Origin of the sequence: Acinetobacter sp. ESBL14, assembly GCF_036668815.1 — a bacterium.
Taxonomy (GTDB): domain Bacteria; phylum Pseudomonadota; class Gammaproteobacteria; order Pseudomonadales; family Moraxellaceae; genus Acinetobacter; species Acinetobacter gyllenbergii.
Genome location: NZ_JAZEVS010000006.1, coordinates 112,743 through 131,766 on the forward strand (window position 1 = coordinate 112,743; position 19,024 = coordinate 131,766).

Genomic DNA, 19,024 nt, shown 5'->3' on the forward strand with positions numbered 1-19,024 from the left:
CAATGCTCAACAATATAAGCGGACAATAGAATATTGACCGCTTATATTGAAAATCTAAATTGTGTTTAGAACTTCAATTCCAAACCGAGCCCGACAACGGGTTGCTTGTCTTTTTTATCTGCTTGTTCCAGCGCTAAATAACCTGCATAGCCATAACTTTTCACCTGCTTATTAAAGGCATAGTCAGCCCCAAGCATGATTTGCTTGGCTTTAAAATCAGCTGTGCTATTTTTAAAACGGGTATCATTCTGGCTATATTGTGCTTTCAGCATCCATTTTTTTGCACTTGGAAGAATATATTCGGCACCCAGTAACCAGCCTTGAGCATCATCAATATTATTGGCTTTTGTGGCCCATTTTGTTGCTTCAGCGGGGTCTGCATAGTTGCTTTCTTCAACATCGGAACGTTGATACAAGCTTTTAATTGCCAAGCCTTCTATTGGATTTAAACGTCCGATGGCACGTATGGTATTTGCTGCGGCAAACGTTTGTGTGTCGGTGGTATAAGCCTGTCCTGTGGCAACATTGAGAAAACCACGTCCTGCAAAAGTGCTCGGAATGGCTTTGTCATAGCCAAGTCCTGCGACAAAAAATGGATGTTCATAAACCAGACTGGCAGACCATGCATCGCCTAAGCCACGACCAGCAACTTTTGCACCACCACTCGAACTTTTAATTCCAGAGGATTCTCCACTGGCGAGCAAAGCATTGAGTTTAATCACACCTTTCGAGAGGCGAATGGCTGGCGACTCATAGAGCACAACATTATCAATTCGATTTTCTCCAGTCAGAATACCGCCGATATCTGCTTTATTGGCCACATAATTGTTGAAAATATCAACTGTACTTGAGAGCTGTTTAACTGGGGTATCATGTTTCCCCACTTTGAGCGTACCGAATTGACTATCCTTTAAGCCGACAAAGCGGTTTCGTTGTGTCCAGTCTGTTCCATCACCATCAGCACTCAATCCCCATTCAATTGCATAGACCGCACTTAGGCGCTCAGTCAGTTTCTCATCTCCTTTAAGACCGAGATAGGAACTATTGGAGCTCACTTCCCAGACATCTTTATCCGAACGATGAGCATTTTTTTCTGGTAAATAATCGATACTTGCATCAATTTCCCCATAAAGTGTAGGTGCTGCAAAAGTAGTCGTGGTTAAGCATCCAAGCATGGCAAAGCCAAGAAGATTCAATTTCATATTGAGACCCCTGAAAAATGGTGTTGAAGTATTTAATTTGGAAATTGTGTGGGAGGGTTTATCCCACACAAAATGTGCTGTGATTAAGCGAGAGAATTACGTTCTAATACAGCTTGCTCGAACAATTGTTGTTCTTTGGCTTTATGTTCGACAGAGAAGCGAATAAGGATGACACTGAATGCGGCTACGGTCACCAACGCACCTAAAATCATCAGGCAGGTTTGTACATCCAGTAAACCTTTGAGTAAGAAGCCTGCAGCAACAGCACCGACATTACCGCCTGCACCAATGATACCAGCAACACCACCTAGAGCATTGCGATCAATAAATGGCACAAGCGCGTAAGTTGCACCACAAGACATATGGGTAAACAAGGCAAAAACGGTCATGCTGATAATTGCAAGTGCGACGGTATTCATCTGAGAAAAAAGTATGAGGAATAAGCCTTCACATAGGATCATGATAAACAATACTTTTGTGCGGCCATCTAAACCTTTAGTGATCGCAACTTTATCTGAAAGATAACCTCCGAGCGCACGGGCAAATAGGGCAAGCAGACCGAAAATACCTGCAGTCAAACCTGCTTCTTTAAGCCCCATATTGAAGTGATCGACATAGTACATTGCGGCAATGTTGTGAATAAAAATCTCGATACCAAAGCATGCAGCATAAGAGACAAATAGAATCCAGACACGATAATTACGTGCAGCTTGCATCAGAATCGCAACGCCGCCTTTTTTGCCAGCACCAACTTCGATACCTTGTTCACGAAGCTCTTTAAAGTTTCCTTGAGGGCAATCTTGAGTGAGTTTCCAGTACAGTACGCCAACGATTAGCATCATGATGCCTGGCACAAGTAATGCAATTCTCCAACCCATCGCTTGTTCAACACCAAACATGACAATCGCACCTAAGATAAGCGGCATAATTGCTTGAGTCGCACCACCACCCGCATTGCCCCAACCCGCTGAAGCTGCATTGGCTGTACCCACAACATTGGGTGCAAACATCACACTGGTATGGTATTGGGTAATGACAAAGCTTGCACCAATTGCACCAATCAATAAGCGGAAGAACAGGAAGGATTCATAGGTATTGGCCGCAGCAACACCAAAAACAGGAATACTGCCAAGCAGTAAAAGAGCAGTGTAGGTCTTGCGTGGGCCGTATTTATCACAGAGTGGGCCAACGATGAGGCGAATTAAAATAGTAATCGCAACCGCAGCAATGTTGATATTGGCGATTTGGTCTTTGGTTAAATTGAACTCGCCTTTGATGACTGGCATGAGGGGAGCACAGGCAAACCATGCGAAGAAACAGACAAAGAATGCCAGCCATGTCATATGGAAGGCACGCATGGCAGGCGTAGAAAAGCTAAATAATTTTATTTCTGTGGCTTTTTTTGCATCAATATTCATTGGTGAAGACATAACTTTCTCCTGAACTGCACGTCATTTATTTTGCTTAGGCATTACGCTGATTAAGCAAATCGAACAGAACGGACGTCGTTGGCCGTCATCAAATATGTTTATGAATCGTCGTTGATTCCATGTGTTTGATATATAGCAAGTGCCGTGCCAGAAAAATAAATTAACCAAATGAATAATTTAAAATGTTAATCATCAAGGTGTTTATGCGTAGATTAAGTTAATTAACAACATTGTGATTGATGTACAGGAAGCAAAAGGAGTGTCTATGTCAGACAAATTAATAAAAACTGCTTATTCATAGTGCGTGATTTTTGATCGTAGTGCTTTGAGAGGTTGCATAATAAAAAAAGCAGCGAGTGCTGCTTTTTTTATTAAATAGAGTTTAGAAACGGTAACCGACACCTGCATAACCTAAAATAGGGTTGATCTCGATATCTGTTTTTGCGCGAATGAGCTCTCCATATTTAGAATCATTCACGGTTATTGTTGCTTCTCCTGTAAGGTGTGCATATGAAACTGAACCAACGGCAAACCAACGATCGTTGAAATCATAAGTAAAACCAGCAGTGGCAACAGGTGCAAATGCATCTGAAGCTTCTAATTTAACTTTTGGATCACCAGAGCTAGTCTTTTGATCCAAGGCTGCACCTGCTTTACCATCTTTAATATTGACAATCATATGTCCAGCATTGATTAGATCATTTTCGATTGCGGAATTGATTTTCAGCTCATTAAAATAAGCATACATTAGACCTAATCCAACATAGGGTCTGAATTTATTTACACCTGTTTTACCGAAATGATATTGGAGTTCAAAAGCTGGCGTCCATGCTCTAGCCGTTGCTGCTGTACCATGTGCTTCTAGGTCAGTAATGAAAATTTGTTTTTCTAAATCGATTGAAGGTAAATCTATCCCTCCAATAATAGGAAGTTCTATTGATGGATGTGCTGTAGCTGTTAATGGTGCGTAAATTTGCCCTTTGCCTTGAATGTCGACCTTTGGTGGAATACCTGCTTTAACTTCAAGTGAAACATTATCAGTGAAGAAGTAATTTGTCATGATGCCAAGAGTCATGACATCATCTGCTTCTAATCCTGTACCTGGGTTATTCCATTCGTTTAGACCATAGATTTCGGCATTACCACTTAATGAACCAGGTAAGGTTTCTTGTCCCAACCCATCTAAAAAATTAATGAAAGCTGTTGATAGGTTAGGGTCCATATCTTTAGATATACTGTCTTTAACGGTTTTTATTGAAACATCTCCAACTTTGGATTGTTCTCCGTTTGCAACAGCAGTGTTAACTTTGACGGGTTGTGCTTTACCTGTTGGCTTTACATACAAAGCACCTACGGAAACCGAAAAGCGTTTAAACCCATCTCCATCTTTCAAACTAAAATAAGGTGAGTCTGCGAAAGCAAGTGTCGGTAGGGCACATACGCCTGTAATCAGGCAAGCGAATGATTTCTTCATCATTTTGGGACTCCATGTCCAGAAGTTTGTTAGGATTTTTCTTGCGCCCACCATAACGCTATTTTTACGCAGGCTTTGTTTAGTTAAATTTTATAATTGTTATGCTTATGAATATTTTTGTTTGATTTAAATAAATTGATGAAGAAATTGTGAAGAGATAAAAAAAGCCACCGAAGTGACTTTTTAAAAATAATTCAAAGATTATGAATTACATAAAGCGTGATAGATCTTCTTCAGGGCGAGCGGTAAGTACTTCGATCCCTGTTTGTGTTACCAAAATCGTATGTTCATATTGAGCAGATAACTTGTGATCTTTTGTGACAACCGTCCACTTATCACCTAAAAGTTTAGTCTGCCAAACACCTGCGTTTACCATTGGTTCAATAGTAAAGGTCATGCCAGCCTCTAGACGCATACCTGTACCTTTTTGCCCATAATGTAAAACTTGTGGTTCATCATGGAACACATTGCCAATGCCGTGACCACAATATTCACGCACCACACTAAAGCGTTCAGACTCAACATATTGCTGAATAGCATAACCAACATCGCCAAGGTATGAACCATCTTTTACCGTTGCCATACCACGGTACATGGCTTCTTGTGCGACTGAACATAAACGATTGGCAAGAATCGATGTTTCACCACCAATGACATACATCATATTGGTGTCGCCGTGATAACCATCTTTAATCACAGTTACATCAATATTTAGAATATCACCGTTCTTTAAGATTTTATTTTCAGATGGAATACCATGACAAACCACGTGGTTCACCGAAGTACAAATAGAATGTTGGAACGCAGGGCGCCCTGGGGCAGCACCATAGCCTACGCATGCAGGAATTGCCTGTTGAACATTTTCAATATGATTACGACAGATTGTATCGAGTTCTAGTGTGCTCACACCCGCTTTAATATGCGGTTTAATCATGTCTAGAACTTCAGCCGCCAATTTCCCTGCAACACGCATCTTTTCAATTTCTTCAGGTGTTTTGATTAATCGACGAGGCGCTGTATAAGTTGTATTCATGATCTCTAAAAACTTTTGGTAATTTGCAAGCGTCTATGGTATAAATAGCCGCCTATTTTATCAAATGCTTTTCGTGACTATCTTTTATTATTTATGAAAAGATTTTACGAAGATATCTGATAACAATAGTCGTAAAAAAATCCGCACATATATCGACACATTACTCTGGGTGCCTAGCAATAGGTGGAGAATGCGGATATATGGAGGCCTAACCCAAACTTTAAGGTAAAGAAAATGGCAGATTACAACGTAAGCATGCGCGACCTTCTTCAAGCAGGCGCACACTTTGGTCACCAAACTCGTTTCTGGAACCCAAAAATGCGTCAATACATTTTTGGTGCACGTAACAAAATTCACATCATCAACCTTGAGCACACTGTTCCTGCGTTAAATGATGCTTTGAACTTCGTTAACAACTTGGCGAGCAAAAAGAACAAAGTATTGTTCGTTGGTACAAAACGAGCTGCTTCTAACATCATCCGTGAACAAGCTCAACGCGCTGGTCAACCATATGTAGATCACCGTTGGTTAGGTGGTATGTTGACGAACTGGAAAACACTTCGCCAATCTATCAACCGTTTAAAAGATCTTCAAACTCAATCTCAAGACGGTACTTTTGCTAAGCTTACTAAACGTGAAGCTTTAGAGCGTACTCGTGAGATGGAAAAACTTGAACGTGCTTTAGGCGGCGTTAAGAACATGGGTGGTTTACCTGACGCATTATTTGTAATCGACGTTGATCACGAAGCGATTGCAATCAAAGAAGCGAAAAACTTAGGTATTCCTGTAATCGGTATCGTTGATACAAACTCTAACCCAGACAACGTTGATTACGTTATTCCGGGTAACGACGATGCGATCCGTGCAGTAACTTTATATGCTTCTGCTATGGCTGATGCGATTCTTGCTGGTAAAGAATATGCTCAATCACAAGCAAATGCACAAGCTAAAGGCGACGACGCTGCTAAAGACGCTTCTGAGGCTTAATGCGTTTTGACGCAAGCTTGTCATTTTTGCGACATGTAATGGTGGCAAATTAAAGCGTCGAGATTGCAAACGGCCCAGAGATTCTTTGGGCCGTTTTTGTTGAACAGATTTATTTTCTACCGATTTTAGGAGATCAACATGACTGCAGTTACTGCGAGCATGGTAAAAGAATTACGTGACCGTACTGGTCTTGCAATGATGGAATGCAAAAAAGCATTAACAGAAGCAGGCGGTGACATCGAACTTGCGATTGATAACCTTCGTAAATCAGGTCAAGCAAAAGCTGCTAAAAAAGCAGGTAACATTGCTGCTGATGGCGCGATCACTATTATTCAAAACGGTAACAAAGCAATTCTTGTTGAAGTTAACTGTCAAACTGACTTCGTTGCTAAAGACGAAAACTTCAAAAACTTCTCTGATAAAGTTGCTGCTGCTGCACTTGCTGCAAACGAAACTGATGCTGCGAAAATTGCTGAACTTAAGCTTGAAGACGGCGCAACTGTAGAAGAAGCTCGTGTTGCATTGGTTCAAAAAATCGGTGAAAACATCCAAGTTCGTCGTGCTCAAATCGTTGAAGGCGAAAACTTGGCTGTTTACAAACACGGTTTAAAAATCGGTGTTGTTGTTTCTTACACAGGTGATGCTGACACTGGTAAAGGTATTGCAATGCACGTTGCTGCGTTCAACCCAGTTGCTGTAAATGCTGAAGCTGTTCCAGCTGACTTGATCGCTAAAGAGAAAGAAATTGCTGAAGCGAAAGCATTAGAATCTGGTAAGCCAGCGAACATCGTTGAGAAAATGGTAACGGGTTCAGTTGAAAAATACTTGAACGAAGTTGCTCTTGATCGTCAAATGTATGTTATCGATAATGACAAGAAAGTTGCTGATGTATTGAAAGCAACTGGTACTGTTGTCGCTCAATTCGTTCGTTTCGAAGTGGGTGAAGGTATTGAGAAGAAAGCTGAAATGAGCTTTGCAGAAGAAGTTGCTGCTGCTCAAGCTGCTGCGAAGTAATTCGTATCTTCTAAAAAAACCCAGTCATTCTGACTGGGTTTTTTATTGCCTGTAGAAAAGTCCACTATATTGAGTGGGCTTTTATCGGTAGAAATAACTTATTCAGCTTCTTTCTTGAGTTCGTATTTGTCAGCTAATTCGCCTGTAATCTCTTTGCCTTCTGTGTCGAGGGCTTTTAAGTAGCCTTCAGCAACAAAGTATTTACGGCCATCACCGGCTTTGTCGAGTTCAATAATAGAGGTGTTTTTGCTGTCAAAAGTAAAGCTACCTTTGCTTTCAAATGCTTTACCATCACCTTTGCCAAGATAAGTCTCTTTGAGCTCGTAAGTTTTATCTAGATTAAGTTCAAGTTCGGTTTCAATTCCTTCGCAATCTGCGCAAGGGAGTACACCTTTATATGTGCCATTCCAATCTAATGAGTTTTCTGCTGTATGTGCGCTATCAACAACTTCAGCGCTGTTTTCTGTACTCGTTGCAGCTGGGGTTTGTTCATCAGTTTTTGGTGTTTCTGCTTTATTGCATGCAACTAAAAAAATAGAAGCTAAAGAAATGGCGATAATTGATTTTTTCATCTTAGATATAACCTTGTGAAAACATTAATATCCAAGTTATTAGATTTTAAAAAGAAATGGTAGTAAGGGAATGTAAGGGTTATTTAACCTTTGGTAAAGCAAGGCGAGTTAGCCTTGTCTTGCTTTGAAGCGAGGGTTTGATTTGCAGATGACAAATAACTTGCCGCGACGCTTTACAATCTGGCAATCGGGACTGCGATGTTTTGCGCTTTTAAGGGATGAGCAGACTTTCATTTTGGGTCTTTATAAGTAAATGTAATGTTATAATATTGCATTTAATTTGTGTTGTAAAGCTCGCCACATTGTCGAAAGCCTGAATAAAAAGGTGGGAATTGGAAATAAAAAAGCCCTTATCTTTCGAAAAGGGCTTTTGAATCTGGAAAGGAGATTCGAACTTACGGTCTCAGTCTTGGCAGGGTTTAAGCGCTGTTTAAATTATTAACTCTTTTGTTGAGTTAAACGATTTTTTTTGAGTTAGCAAAACATAAGAAAAAATTTAGATTTATATAGATATATCAACTAATTGTAAGTTTATATTTGTTGTTGGTAACTTAGATTGTATGCAAAACTTCATAAAATATCATTCGGTCTTAGCGAAAAGTTGATATGTTCACGGACTAAGGTTTGCATGGTTGGAATAATATTTCGAATATCCCCGCGTCTCCATTGAAAAGCGTAATGGAGTGGGGCTAATGGTGGATTACTTTCAAGTTGAATCAGTGAGGTACCTACGCCATTTTCCATCCAACCTTTAGGTAAAAAGCCAATACCAACACCTTCTCGAATCATTCCAGCAACAGCACTCCAATGATTACAAGTGATACGCTTAATTTCATGAATATTCTGACCTAATAGCCAGTCATCCAAAATACGGGTTGTTCCCGCTCCTGCAGGTAGGGTAACGAGTGTATGTTGAGTTAATAGGCTTATTAAATCTTGAGCTGAGGTCTGATCGAGTAATGGCTCGGCGATCATCCATACAAAATCAGCTTTCATAATCGACTGGGAGAGAATGCTACTTTTAGACGATCGACCAGCCATAATAGCAAAATCTAGTTCACCAGCCTCTAATTTCCGTTCAAGTACTGCACCAACATCAACATAGGGTTCCAAATGTAAGAGCGGGTGCTCTTTCTGGGCAATGGCAATAAATTTGGGTAGCCATGTTAGTGCTGATAACTCTCCAACACCAAACTTTAACCTACCATTCAAGCCTTTTTGTTTATCCGTAAAGGTTGTTTGTAGTGTTATGACAGCTTCAAGTACTTTGCTTGCCATACTTAATAAGCGTTCTCCATCCTCAGTTAACACAGCTCGATGTCCACTACGATCAAAAAGTTGATGATCCAAAATGCCTTCTAATTCATGAATTCTTTGTGATAACGACGAAACTGATATATGTAGACGTTGTGCTGCGATAGCAAAATTATCACATGTTGCTGCCCAATAAAAAGCTTCCAATTGCTTAATGGTAGGAGATGACATTGTTCGATTTTTCCGAATAACCTTGTTTGAATAATACCGCTTTTATTTATGTTCCTCTATCACTATAAAGTAGATTGTGGAAAATGGATGAGCGACTTTTATGGATGCACATAAGCAAAATATTCAAGGAGGAAAGATGTCTTCTAAGAACATACCTAAAGTGCTGGAAGATATTTTATGCTTACAAGATTTTGAGGAAAAAGCACGTCGAAAACTACCTCGGCCAATCTTTGGTTATATTGCTGGCGCAGCAGAGGAAAATACGAGCCTTCAGGATAATCGTAGCGTATTTAAAAATTATCGTTTTATCACGCAGGTCTTAACAGATGTTTCTAAGCGAGATCAAAAAGTAGAGCTATTTGGAAAAACTTATCATTCACCTTTTGGCATCGCTCCTATGGGCTTAAATGCATTGTCAACCTATCGGGGAGATGTGGTTTTAGCACGTACTGCACAAGCTGCCAATATTGTTTCAATTATGAGTGGTTCATCCTTAATCCCCTTAGAAACGGTGGCAAAAGCCGCGCCAGATACATGGTTTCAAGCCTATCTTCCTGGAGACACACCGCGCATTTTGGCATTGCTGGAGCGGATAAAGAACGCTGGTTTTAAGACACTGGTGATTACGGTCGATATACCCGTTTCTGCAAATCGGGAAAATAATGTGCGTTCAGGCTTTTCGACACCATTACGTCCAAGTTTGCGTTTGGCTTGGGATGGGCTGACTCGACTTTCGTGGTTATTTGGAACCTTCTGTCGGACATTTATGAAGTATGGGATGCCTCATTTTGAAAACTCCTTTGCGACGAGAGGGGCGCCAATCCTATCTGCCAATGTGCTGCGTGATTTTTCTGCCAGAGATCATTTAAATTGGGAACATTTCAAACAAATTCGTGACTATTGGCAAGGACATTTGGTGATTAAAGGGGTGCTCAGTGTTAAAGATGCTCGTCTTGCCAAAGAAATGGGGGCAGATGGCATCATTTTATCTAATCATGGCGGTCGTCAATTGGATGGAGCAACTTCTCCCATGCGAATTTTACCGGATGTCGTTCAGGCATTAGGCTCAGATTATCCTGTCATGATTGATAGTGGTTTTCGACGGGGTTCAGATGTGCTTAAAGCGGTTGCTTTAGGGGCAAAGATGGTCTTTGTTGGACGACCATTTAATTATGCAGCTGCTGTAGCAGGCGATACAGGCGTAGAACATGCGATTAGCCTGCTACGTGATGAAGTCGATCGTAATATGGCAATGTTAGGTGTCAATCGTTGTCATGAGCTGAATCCCAGTATGCTCATCAATTGTCGATCTTCAGATTAGAGTGTCTTTTTACTTTTAATTATCCGCTTAAATTATGACCTGTCTTATAGATGGAAACTATAGGCGATAGGGGTCATGCGCCTTAAATAAAGGATTATTCGTATGCAAAATGTTCATGAAACAGAACAAGAAAAAGCCAAACGTTTAAAGAAAGTTGCAACGGCCACCATTGTGGGTTCAATGTTGGAATGGTACGACTTCTACTTATATGCCACGATGGCATCTATTGTTTTTAGTAAAGTTTTTTTTGATAAATCTGATCCTAGTACAGCAGCGATTGCCGCCTTTGCGACCTTTGCAATTGGATTTATTGCTCGACCATTTGGCGGTATATTTTTTGGTTTTTTTGGTGATCGTTATGGTCGCAAAAAAATGCTTTATATCACCTTTTTGCTGATGGGGCTATGTACTGTATTTATCGGACTCATTCCTAGTTATGACACGATTGGGATTTGGGCTCCCATACTTTTAGTTTTTTTTAGGATTATTCAGGGGCTTGGTGCAGGTGCGGAATTCGCGGGAGCGGCAATTACTTCTTATGAGCACGCATCGGATGAAAAACGTGGTCGTCAAGGGACTTGGCCAGCATTAGGTTTAAACTTGGGCTTATTATTGTCCTCACTGACTATTTTTCTACTCACTTTAAATGGAGATGAATTTTTATTAAATGGCGGTTGGCGTATTCCATTTCTATTAAGCTTTGTATTGGTCCTTGTCGGGGTTTGGGTCAGAAAAAATTTACCTGAAACGCCAGATTTTGAACAAAAAATTAATGACGATTCAAAAGTGAAGATTGAAAATCCTTTTAAAAGTTTACTTAAAGCGAATCTAAAAGGGGTGTTGGTTGTTTTGATTGTGGCAATTGGATATAACGCACTAAGCTACATTTTTAAAACCTTCTCTTTAGCTTATTTAACACAATTTAAAGAGGTGACAGCACATGTTACATCTTTGTCGATTACGATCGCCAGTTTAGTCGCCATCGTAACCGTGCCCTTGTTTGGATGGTTGTGTGATTATTGGAGTAGTAAAAAAGTACTGATCTTAGGTGGGCTTTTATCCTTATTGTTTGCTTATCCCTTTGTGAAATTACTGGAAACAGGTCAGGATATCTTTATCTATATTGCAATTGCGATAGGAACCGGTATTTTGGCACCAATGATGTTTGCTTCACAAAGCTCATTTTTATGCCGACAATTTTCAGTAGAAAATCGTTCTACTGGGGTGAGTTCTAGCCGAGAAATTGGTACGGCAATTGCTGGTGGTCTAGCTCCATTGGGTGCTTTGAGTATGGTTGCAGCCTCACCTACACACTCAACAGCCAGTGTTATCATGATTTTAATCGCCGCAGCAGTTTTTGTTGTGATTGCCGCATTATGTGATCAGGGCTACCGATTCTCTAAATATAAAAATTAATATCAATCACCTAAACTCAATTGATATTAAGATCTGAAGAGTGATGTGGAAAAGTCATATAAGTTGTTCGTTGTGGGTGTGCTCTGCACACTCAAATATGATGAGGTCGAGTCTAATCATACTGAACTAAGCTGATACTATAACGAGGAACAAATAAAAAGCCCTTATCTTTCGATAAGGGCTTTTTTGAATCTGGAGCGGGAAAGGAGACTCGAACTCCCGACCCCAACCTTGGCAAGGTTATGCTCTACCAACTGAGCTATTCCCGCAATAGGACGCATTATAGAGAGTTTCATTCAAGTGTCAACTCTTTATAATGCTGAGTGTTTAATTAATCAGCACGGCGCCAGATTGTACCTTGACGCGTATCTTCCAAAACCACACCTTGATCGAGTAAAGATTGGCGAATGCCATCGGCTTTCGCAAAGTCTTTGGCTTTTTTCGCATCAACACGTTGCTGAATGAAGTTTTCAATTTCAGTATCAGACAGTGTAAGTGCTTCCTGACCAATATCTGACTTAAGGAATTCATCCACATCATGTTGAACTAAACCAAGAATGTTGGTTAAGTGACGTAGGGTAGAGTAAAGCATTGCCGCTTGTTCTGCTTGCTCTTCTTTCACCGCGCGATTCAGTTCTTTGTTGAGCTCAAAAAGTACCGCCATGGCTTCAGCGGTATTAAAGTCATCACACATTGCACTGTTAAAACGTTCAACAAAGTTTTGCTCTAATGTTTCAATCGTTTTTTGACCATATAGCTGTTGATAGGCTTTAAATGAATGATAAAAACGACTCAGAGCAGTTTTTGCTTCTGTTAAGGCAACATCAGAGAAGTTGACCGGGCTACGGTAATGAGAAGACACGATGAAGTAGCGAATTACCTCAGGGTGGAACTTCTCCATCACATCGCGAATGGTAAAGAAATTGCCTAATGACTTAGACATTTTCTCGCCATCAACATTGATGAAACCAACATGCATCCAATAATTGACATATTGTTCACCAGTCGATGCTTCACTTTGTGCGATTTCATTTTCATGGTGCGGGAACATCAGATCTGAACCGCCCCCATGAATATCGAAATGATTGCCTAGGCAGCAGGTCGACATCGCAGAACATTCAATATGCCAACCTGGGCGGCCATTGCCCCAAGGTGAAGCCCATGCAGGTTCATTTGCTTTGGCATGTTTCCAAAGAACAAAGTCAAAGGGATGTTTCTTTTCAACTTCAACATCCACACGCTCAGATGCACCGGCTTGCATATCATCCAATTTACGACCAGATAAACGACCGTATTTATTGAACTTGCTCACCTCAAAATAAACATCGCCATTGGCAGCAGGGTAAGCAGCCCCTTTATCAACCAAGGTACCAATCATATTTTGCATTTGATCAATATATTCAGTTGCTTTGGGCGCTTCATCAGGTTCAGCACACCCTAAGTTAGCCGCATCTTCATTCATTGCTTGAATAAAACGAGCAGTGAGTTGTTGGATGCTTTCGCCATTTTCATTGGCACGTGCAATGATTTTGTCATCAATATCAGTAATGTTGCGAATATAGCGAACTTTCCAACCTTGGCTGCGTAGAAAGCGAATGATGTAGTCAAATGCAACCATAACCCGAGCGTGCCCAATATGACAGTAATCGTAAACCGTCATACCACAGACATACATATCGATTTGACCTTCTTTACGTGGGACAAATTCAACTTTTTTACGTTGCTCAGAGTTATATAGAACAAAAGGTTGCATAAGGGTTTTCAAACACTCTACAAAAATCGTTATTCATCATAACGTATGCACCATATTTCATAAAGTTATCAGTAGAAAAAAGATGGCTTTCATTTGCAATATTTCATGATTCAAAACCAATTTGACTTGTCATTCGAAGTTGAGCTTTTTTTGCGAAATAATAATAAATCACAGCCGTTGCCAGAATGCCGACCAACCAAGAGATATCGATACCCCCTAACATGGTCGCGATGTGACCCGTGTAAACTTTGCTATGAATAAAGGGGAGTTGTAGTAACACGCCCATGATATAACACCCAATGCCGATACTATTCCAGCGACCATATTTTCCATTCGGATCGTATAAGGCAGCGACATCACATTCTTCTTTAGAGATGAAATAGTAGTCTACGAGGTTAATTGCACTCCAAGGAATAAAGAAGGTGAGTAAGAACAAAATAAATGCTTTAAAGGTATTTAAAAAAGTGTGCTCACCCAGAATTGCGATGATTGTAGAAATGGCGACCATCGCAAGGACGATACCTAAACGTGTCATTCTTGAAATTTGATAATGTGGTTTGAAGCTATTCCAGATGGTTGCAATGCACATGAAGCATCCATAGGCATTTAGCGTGGATAGCGTAACTTTACCGAAAGCGATACTGAAATATAAGAACGTAATGATCAGCGCTACAGCGTTCATACCCACCACATATTGCACTTCATTTCCGACAAAGCCGCCTTGTGAAATCTGTGCAATGAATACCCCTAAAGTCATTGAGATTTGTGAGCTGAGCAACGACCCCAAACCGACTGCCAAAAAGACGCGAGTCGAAGAGGTATTTGAAGGGAGGTATCTGGAATAATCAGCCACATAAGGGCCAAATGAAATTTGCCAAGAAGCAGAAAGCGAAATTGCTAATAAGAATGAGGACCAGCTAAACTTTTGAACGGCCATTAATTCAGAAAAATTGGAATGGGTTAAAATTTGAGTCAAAATAATGATAAAGGCAACTATGCCAATAACGCTTGCAACTTTTCCCACCCAGTGGATTAAGCGATAACCAATGGTGGCAAAGATCACAATAAACGCCGCATAGATTAAAATTCCAGTGCTATTGCTGACATTGATGAGTTGTGCGATCGCTTTACCTGCGAGGACTTCGCCTGTGGCAGTAAATCCGATGTACATCAAGCAAACTAAGAAAATCGGAATGCAGGCACCATATACGCCAAATTGAACACGGCTTGAAATCATTTGAGGCAGGCCAAGTTTGGGGCCTTGTGCTGCATGCAAAGCCATGACGATGGCACCGAAGCATTGTCCAATGAATAAACCAATAATCGACCAAAACACATCACCACCTAGTACAACCGCCAAAGCACCTGTAACGATTGCTGTGATTTGTAAATTAGCACCAAACCATAGTGTAAATTGACCGAAAACACTGCCGTGCCTTTCATGTTCTGGAATAAAATCAATACTGCGGTTTTCAATAAATTGATGTTGTTCTTTCTCATCCAGTGAGTTCATCTTTTTACTCCGTATCCTTGAAGCATTTATCGTCTTAAATACCTAATTGGGTGCTTAGGTCTAGTCATGTATGATCTTATTTGTATATGTATATACAACTTGAATTAATAATAAGCAAGTTTTTTCTATCAAGTAAAGAGGGGGCGCATGATGAAAGATGGCTCTACATAGGCTGAACTAAATAGGGATTTAAAATATGGATGTTTAGCCAAATATAATGTGTCTTATTTTTTATACTTCATCTCTTCATTTTTCATGAAAACTTATACATTTAGAAACGTGTAATATTTGCAGATATGCTAGAATCTCCACCATTCTTTTGATTAAAATCGTCTACCGTACAGGTGGATAGAGTATTATTTTGAGTCAAACTCATATGTCACAAACCATAGATTTCCAAAAAAGCGCATTAGAAACGTTGCGTGTCGAACAACAAGCGATTGAGGTTCTTGCTGCCCAGATTAATGAGCGTTTTGACCTTGCATGTGAGATTCTCTTGCAATGTCAAGGACGTGTTGTTGTGACAGGAATGGGTAAATCAGGGCATATTGGTCGTAAAATGGCGGCTACCTTTGCATCGACAGGAACCCCATCCTTTTTTATGCATCCAGGTGAAGCTGGGCATGGTGATTTGGGTATGTTGGTGCGTGGAGATGTACTGATCGCGATTTCAAACTCTGGTAAAAGTGATGAAATCATGATGCTAATGCCATTGATCAAGCATTTAGGTGTGCCTTTAATTACCATTAGTCGTGATGACAAGGGGCCAATGCCGCAAAATGCGGACGTTGCCTTGACCTTGGGACAAGCAGATGAAGCTTGTCCTTTAGGCTTAGCACCAACCTCAAGCACCACCGCGACTTTGGTGTTAGGTGATGCCTTAGCAGTGGCACTATTAGAAGCGCGTGGTTTTACAGCAGATGATTTTGCCCGTTCACACCCCGCAGGCGCTTTAGGTAAACGTTTACTTTTGCATGTCAAACATTTGATGCATATCGGGGCTGAGTTACCCAAAGTTCGACCAGATACGCCGATGAACAAAGTGTTATATGAAATTTCTGACAAGCGTCTGGGTTTAACCACAGTTGTGGATGAAAATGATACCTTATTGGGTATTTTTACAGATGGTGATTTACGTCGTATGATTGACCAGCAACAAGGTTTTGATGTGAATTTACCAGTGTCTGCAGTCATGACTAAAAACCCATTGACGATTTCTCAGGAAGCCCGTGCGGTAAAAGCTTTAGAAAAAATGCATGAGAAAAAAGTTAATCAATTTGTGGTTGTTGATGAAGCCAATAAAGTCATTGGTGTGATTAGTATGCATGACCTCATTCAGGCAGGAGTAAATTAAGCCATGGCATCTTATGCTTTACAAGAACAAGCTCGTCATTTACAAGCCCTTGTGCTTGATGTAGATGGGATCTTAAGCGATGGCTTTGTCACTTTAACCAATTCAGGCGATGAAATTAAATCATTTGATATTCGTGATGGCTTGGGCATGAAATTGGTTCAGCAAGCAGGAATGAAAGTGATTATTATCACTGGGCGGAAAAGTAACATTGTTGAAAAACGAATGTCTGATCTTGGTGTAGATTTGGTGTTCCAAGGACGTGAGGATAAAGGAACTGCATTACGTGAAGCGTGTGCACAATTGAATCTTTTACCTGAAGATTGTATCTATATGGGTGATGACTGGCCTGATTTATCTGCCTTTGCGATTGCAGGTATGAAAGTCACTGTGCCAAATGGCCATGAAGAGGTACGCCGTCGTGCGAATCTAGTGACCCAAGCAATGGGTGGCCGTGGGGCAGTGCGTGAAGTTTGCGATATGTTGTTGATGGCAAAAGGTGTTTACCAAGAACTGCTTGAAAAATATCTTGCTGTACCACATTAATATAGTGTTGATTCGCTCAAAGGTTAGGTAACCCTGTTTATGGATACCAAAGTTTTATATGTTGTTGCTGTTGTGGTCGCTACGGTGAGTGGTGGCTATTACTATTACAGTGGCAAAGCAAAAAAGTTGGATGTTGATTCAGCCAAGAATATGACCTATTCAGCGCAAGGTGTTCATTTAACCCAAACCGATGAACAAGGGAATTTGTATATTCGTGCTCAAGTCAAACAGCTAGAACAGAATATGCAACAAAAAACCTCTCAGTTTGATCAATTGAATGCGGTGATGTACAAACAGGGCAAACCTGATGCAACATTTTATGCCAAGCAAGCACAAGGTTATGATGATAATAGTAAAGTTGTTCTGCTGGGTGATGTTGTTGCAACGAAATTGTCTGATCAGGGTAATAAAATGGAGTTTCATACCGATGAACTCACTGGTTATCCAAAAACAAGAGAGCTTGAAACACAACATGAAGTCACGGTGCAATCACCATCAGCTCAGTTTGTGAGTCAAGGCCTCAAGGCTAATTTAAATAATGGTCAATATGAATTTTATAAAATTCGAGGAAAGTATGCGCCTAGCTCTTAATTCTAAATCTCGTTCTACTTTCCTGAAACAAGCCACTTGTGCTGTTGTGCTTGTGTTATCTTCTGCCGCAAGTTTTGCTTTGCCCTCAGATCGTAATCAACAGCTTTCTTTAGTCGCTGATCGTGCAACCTATAATGATAAAACAGGTGTAACCACCTACACGGGTAATGTGGTGATTGAGCAAGGTACGATGAAGCTGCAAGCAGATTCAATTGTTGCAAATTTAAATAGCAAAAAAGAGATTCAAATCATCACTGCAAAAGGCCAGCTTGCAAAATTTCAGCAGCAAATGGATGCAAATAAGGGCTTAGCTCGTGGTGAAGCACAAACCATCGTCTATAACGCAGATACGGGTATTATTACTTTAACGGGTAAGGCCTATCTGTATCAGGATGGCTCAAGTATTCGGGGTAATAGCCTAAAATATAGTATGAATAAAGGGGATGTAGAAGCACAAGGTTCTTCAACCAATCGCGTGCAAATCATTATTCCACCTTCAAGTTCAAAAAGTTTCCCAGGGGCGCGTGATTAATGGAGCAATCAGTGCAACAACCACAAACGCTTTGTATTAAGCATTTGGCTAAAAACTATAGTAAACGTTGGGTTGTGAAAGATGTTTCTTTTACAATGCAGAGTGGACAGATTGTGGGTCTACTTGGGCCAAATGGTGCAGGTAAAACCACAAGCTTCTATATGGTCGTTGGTCTTGTTCGCATGGACAAAGGTGAGATTCACTTAGACAATCTTGATTTGTCCGATCTGGCAATGCATGAACGTGCGCGTAAAGGCATTGGCTATTTACCGCAAGAAGCTTCAATCTTTAGAAAGCTGACCATTGCCGAAAACATTATGGCAATTTTAGAAACGCGTAAAGATTTAAATAAACAGCAGCGTCAACAACGCCTCAATGAATTATTAAGTGATTTTAAAATTAATCACATTAAGGACTCTTTGGGAATGAGTGTATCGGGTGGTGAGCGTCGCCGTGCTGAAATTGCACGTGCTTTGGCTGCTGATCCGAAGTTTATGTTGCTGGATGAACCTTTTGCGGGCGTGGATCCAATTTCTGTTGGTGACATTAAAGATATTATTCAGACACTCAAAGATCGTGGCATTGGCGTGTTGATTACCGATCATAACGTTCGTGAGACCTTAGCCATTTGTGAGAAAGCTTATATTGTGAGTGAGGGATCTGTGATTGCAGAAGGCACACCGCAAGAAATTCTGGATAATGAACAAGTTCGTAAGGTATACCTCGGCGATGATTTTGTTGTTTAATCTGCAAAATCTGTTTTAAGAAAAGAACCAAGAGGTTCTTTTTTTATGAAGAAAAAAA

18 protein-coding genes and 1 tRNA gene are annotated in these 19,024 nt (G+C 40.5%); 9 read left to right on the forward strand and 10 right to left on the reverse strand.

Annotated elements, in window-relative coordinates; translation table 11 throughout:
• Window positions 1–65: 65 nt before the first annotated feature.
• The 4 genes from V6E90_RS17265 to map form a co-directional block, all read right to left on the reverse strand.
• On the reverse strand, window positions 66–1,202 hold the full coding sequence (locus tag V6E90_RS17265; protein ID WP_332606023.1) for a porin: 1,137 nt from the start codon (window positions 1,200–1,202) through the stop codon (window positions 66–68).
• 83 nt (window positions 1,203–1,285) lie between these two features.
• Window positions 1,286–2,632, reverse strand: coding sequence for an MFS transporter (locus tag V6E90_RS17270; RefSeq protein WP_023270146.1), 1,347 nt, complete (start codon window positions 2,630–2,632; stop codon window positions 1,286–1,288).
• A 382-nt stretch (window positions 2,633–3,014) separates the two neighbouring features.
• On the reverse strand, window positions 3,015–4,109 hold the full coding sequence (locus tag V6E90_RS17275; protein WP_065343008.1) for an OmpW/AlkL family protein: 1,095 nt from the start codon (window positions 4,107–4,109) through the stop codon (window positions 3,015–3,017).
• A gap of 205 nt (window positions 4,110–4,314) precedes the next feature.
• Entirely contained in the window at window positions 4,315–5,139 is an 825-nt protein-coding gene (map, locus tag V6E90_RS17280) for a type I methionyl aminopeptidase (protein ID WP_016540537.1), read from the reverse strand.
• A 234-nt stretch (window positions 5,140–5,373) separates the two neighbouring features.
• Here map and rpsB point away from each other — a divergent pair, with 234 nt between their 5' ends.
• On the forward strand, window positions 5,374–6,126 hold the full coding sequence (rpsB, locus tag V6E90_RS17285) for a 30S ribosomal protein S2 (RefSeq protein ID WP_004652723.1): 753 nt from the start codon (window positions 5,374–5,376) through the stop codon (window positions 6,124–6,126).
• Window positions 6,127–6,264: 138 nt separating this feature from the next.
• On the forward strand, window positions 6,265–7,140 hold the full coding sequence (gene tsf / locus V6E90_RS17290; RefSeq protein ID WP_004652724.1) for a translation elongation factor Ts: 876 nt from the start codon (window positions 6,265–6,267) through the stop codon (window positions 7,138–7,140).
• A gap of 98 nt (window positions 7,141–7,238) precedes the next feature.
• On the opposite strand, the gene V6E90_RS17295 is transcribed toward tsf, so the two are convergent.
• From V6E90_RS17295 to V6E90_RS17305, 3 genes are all read right to left on the reverse strand, one after another.
• Window positions 7,239–7,712 carry a copper resistance protein NlpE gene (locus V6E90_RS17295; protein ID WP_023270144.1) on the reverse strand — a complete coding sequence of 158 codons (474 nt, stop codon included), beginning with the start codon at window positions 7,710–7,712 and terminating at the stop codon, window positions 7,239–7,241.
• Between the two features lie 108 nt (window positions 7,713–7,820).
• Window positions 7,821–7,946 (reverse strand): type B 50S ribosomal protein L36, encoded by a 126-nt coding sequence (ykgO, locus tag V6E90_RS17300; protein WP_005183685.1) that lies wholly within the window; start codon window positions 7,944–7,946, stop codon window positions 7,821–7,823.
• Between the two features lie 336 nt (window positions 7,947–8,282).
• Window positions 8,283–9,197 carry a LysR family transcriptional regulator gene (locus V6E90_RS17305; RefSeq protein ID WP_016540544.1) on the reverse strand — a complete coding sequence of 305 codons (915 nt, stop codon included), beginning with the start codon at window positions 9,195–9,197 and terminating at the stop codon, window positions 8,283–8,285.
• A 136-nt stretch (window positions 9,198–9,333) separates the two neighbouring features.
• Between V6E90_RS17305 and V6E90_RS17310 the strand changes: the two genes are divergently transcribed.
• Together V6E90_RS17310 and V6E90_RS17315 are read left to right on the forward strand one after the other, a co-directional pair.
• Window positions 9,334–10,518, forward strand: coding sequence for an alpha-hydroxy acid oxidase (locus V6E90_RS17310; RefSeq protein ID WP_262756842.1), 1,185 nt, complete (start codon window positions 9,334–9,336; stop codon window positions 10,516–10,518).
• A gap of 102 nt (window positions 10,519–10,620) precedes the next feature.
• Complete coding sequence (locus V6E90_RS17315; RefSeq protein ID WP_332606024.1) at window positions 10,621–11,934, forward strand: MFS transporter; 1,314 nt, start codon at window positions 10,621–10,623, stop codon at window positions 11,932–11,934.
• Window positions 11,935–12,127: 193 nt separating this feature from the next.
• On the opposite strand, the gene V6E90_RS17320 is transcribed toward V6E90_RS17315, so the two are convergent.
• From V6E90_RS17320 to V6E90_RS17330, 3 genes are all read right to left on the reverse strand, one after another.
• Window positions 12,128–12,203: transfer RNA gene (locus tag V6E90_RS17320), tRNA-Gly, on the reverse strand.
• A 62-nt stretch (window positions 12,204–12,265) separates the two neighbouring features.
• The gene (gene cysS / locus V6E90_RS17325) at window positions 12,266–13,687 is read right to left on the reverse strand and encodes a cysteine--tRNA ligase (RefSeq protein WP_332606025.1); all 1,422 of its coding nucleotides are present in this window, start codon (window positions 13,685–13,687) and stop codon (window positions 12,266–12,268) included.
• 103 nt (window positions 13,688–13,790) lie between these two features.
• Entirely contained in the window at window positions 13,791–15,200 is a 1,410-nt protein-coding gene (locus V6E90_RS17330; RefSeq protein ID WP_065343005.1) for a purine-cytosine permease family protein, read from the reverse strand.
• 376 nt (window positions 15,201–15,576) lie between these two features.
• On the opposite strand from V6E90_RS17330, the gene V6E90_RS17335 reads away from it, so the two are divergent.
• From V6E90_RS17335 to lptB, 5 genes are read left to right on the forward strand one after another with little or no spacing between them, the layout of a single operon-like run.
• Complete coding sequence (locus V6E90_RS17335; RefSeq protein WP_065343004.1) at window positions 15,577–16,554, forward strand: KpsF/GutQ family sugar-phosphate isomerase; 978 nt, start codon at window positions 15,577–15,579, stop codon at window positions 16,552–16,554.
• A gap of 3 nt (window positions 16,555–16,557) precedes the next feature.
• Window positions 16,558–17,097, forward strand: coding sequence for a KdsC family phosphatase (locus V6E90_RS17340; protein WP_016540549.1), 540 nt, complete (start codon window positions 16,558–16,560; stop codon window positions 17,095–17,097).
• Between the two features lie 39 nt (window positions 17,098–17,136).
• A complete protein-coding gene (gene lptC, locus V6E90_RS17345) occupies window positions 17,137–17,688 on the forward strand; it encodes an LPS export ABC transporter periplasmic protein LptC (protein ID WP_016540550.1) in 552 nt (183 codons plus the stop codon).
• A complete protein-coding gene (gene lptA, locus V6E90_RS17350) occupies window positions 17,672–18,220 on the forward strand; it encodes a lipopolysaccharide transport periplasmic protein LptA (RefSeq protein WP_332606026.1) in 549 nt (182 codons plus the stop codon). The genes lptC and lptA overlap by 17 nt, the downstream gene beginning before the upstream one ends.
• Window positions 18,220–18,966: an LPS export ABC transporter ATP-binding protein gene (lptB, locus tag V6E90_RS17355; RefSeq protein ID WP_004652734.1), complete on the forward strand. Its 747-nt coding sequence runs from the start codon at window positions 18,220–18,222 to the stop codon at window positions 18,964–18,966. The genes lptA and lptB overlap by 1 nt, the downstream gene beginning before the upstream one ends.
• Window positions 18,967–19,024 lie beyond the last annotated feature (58 nt).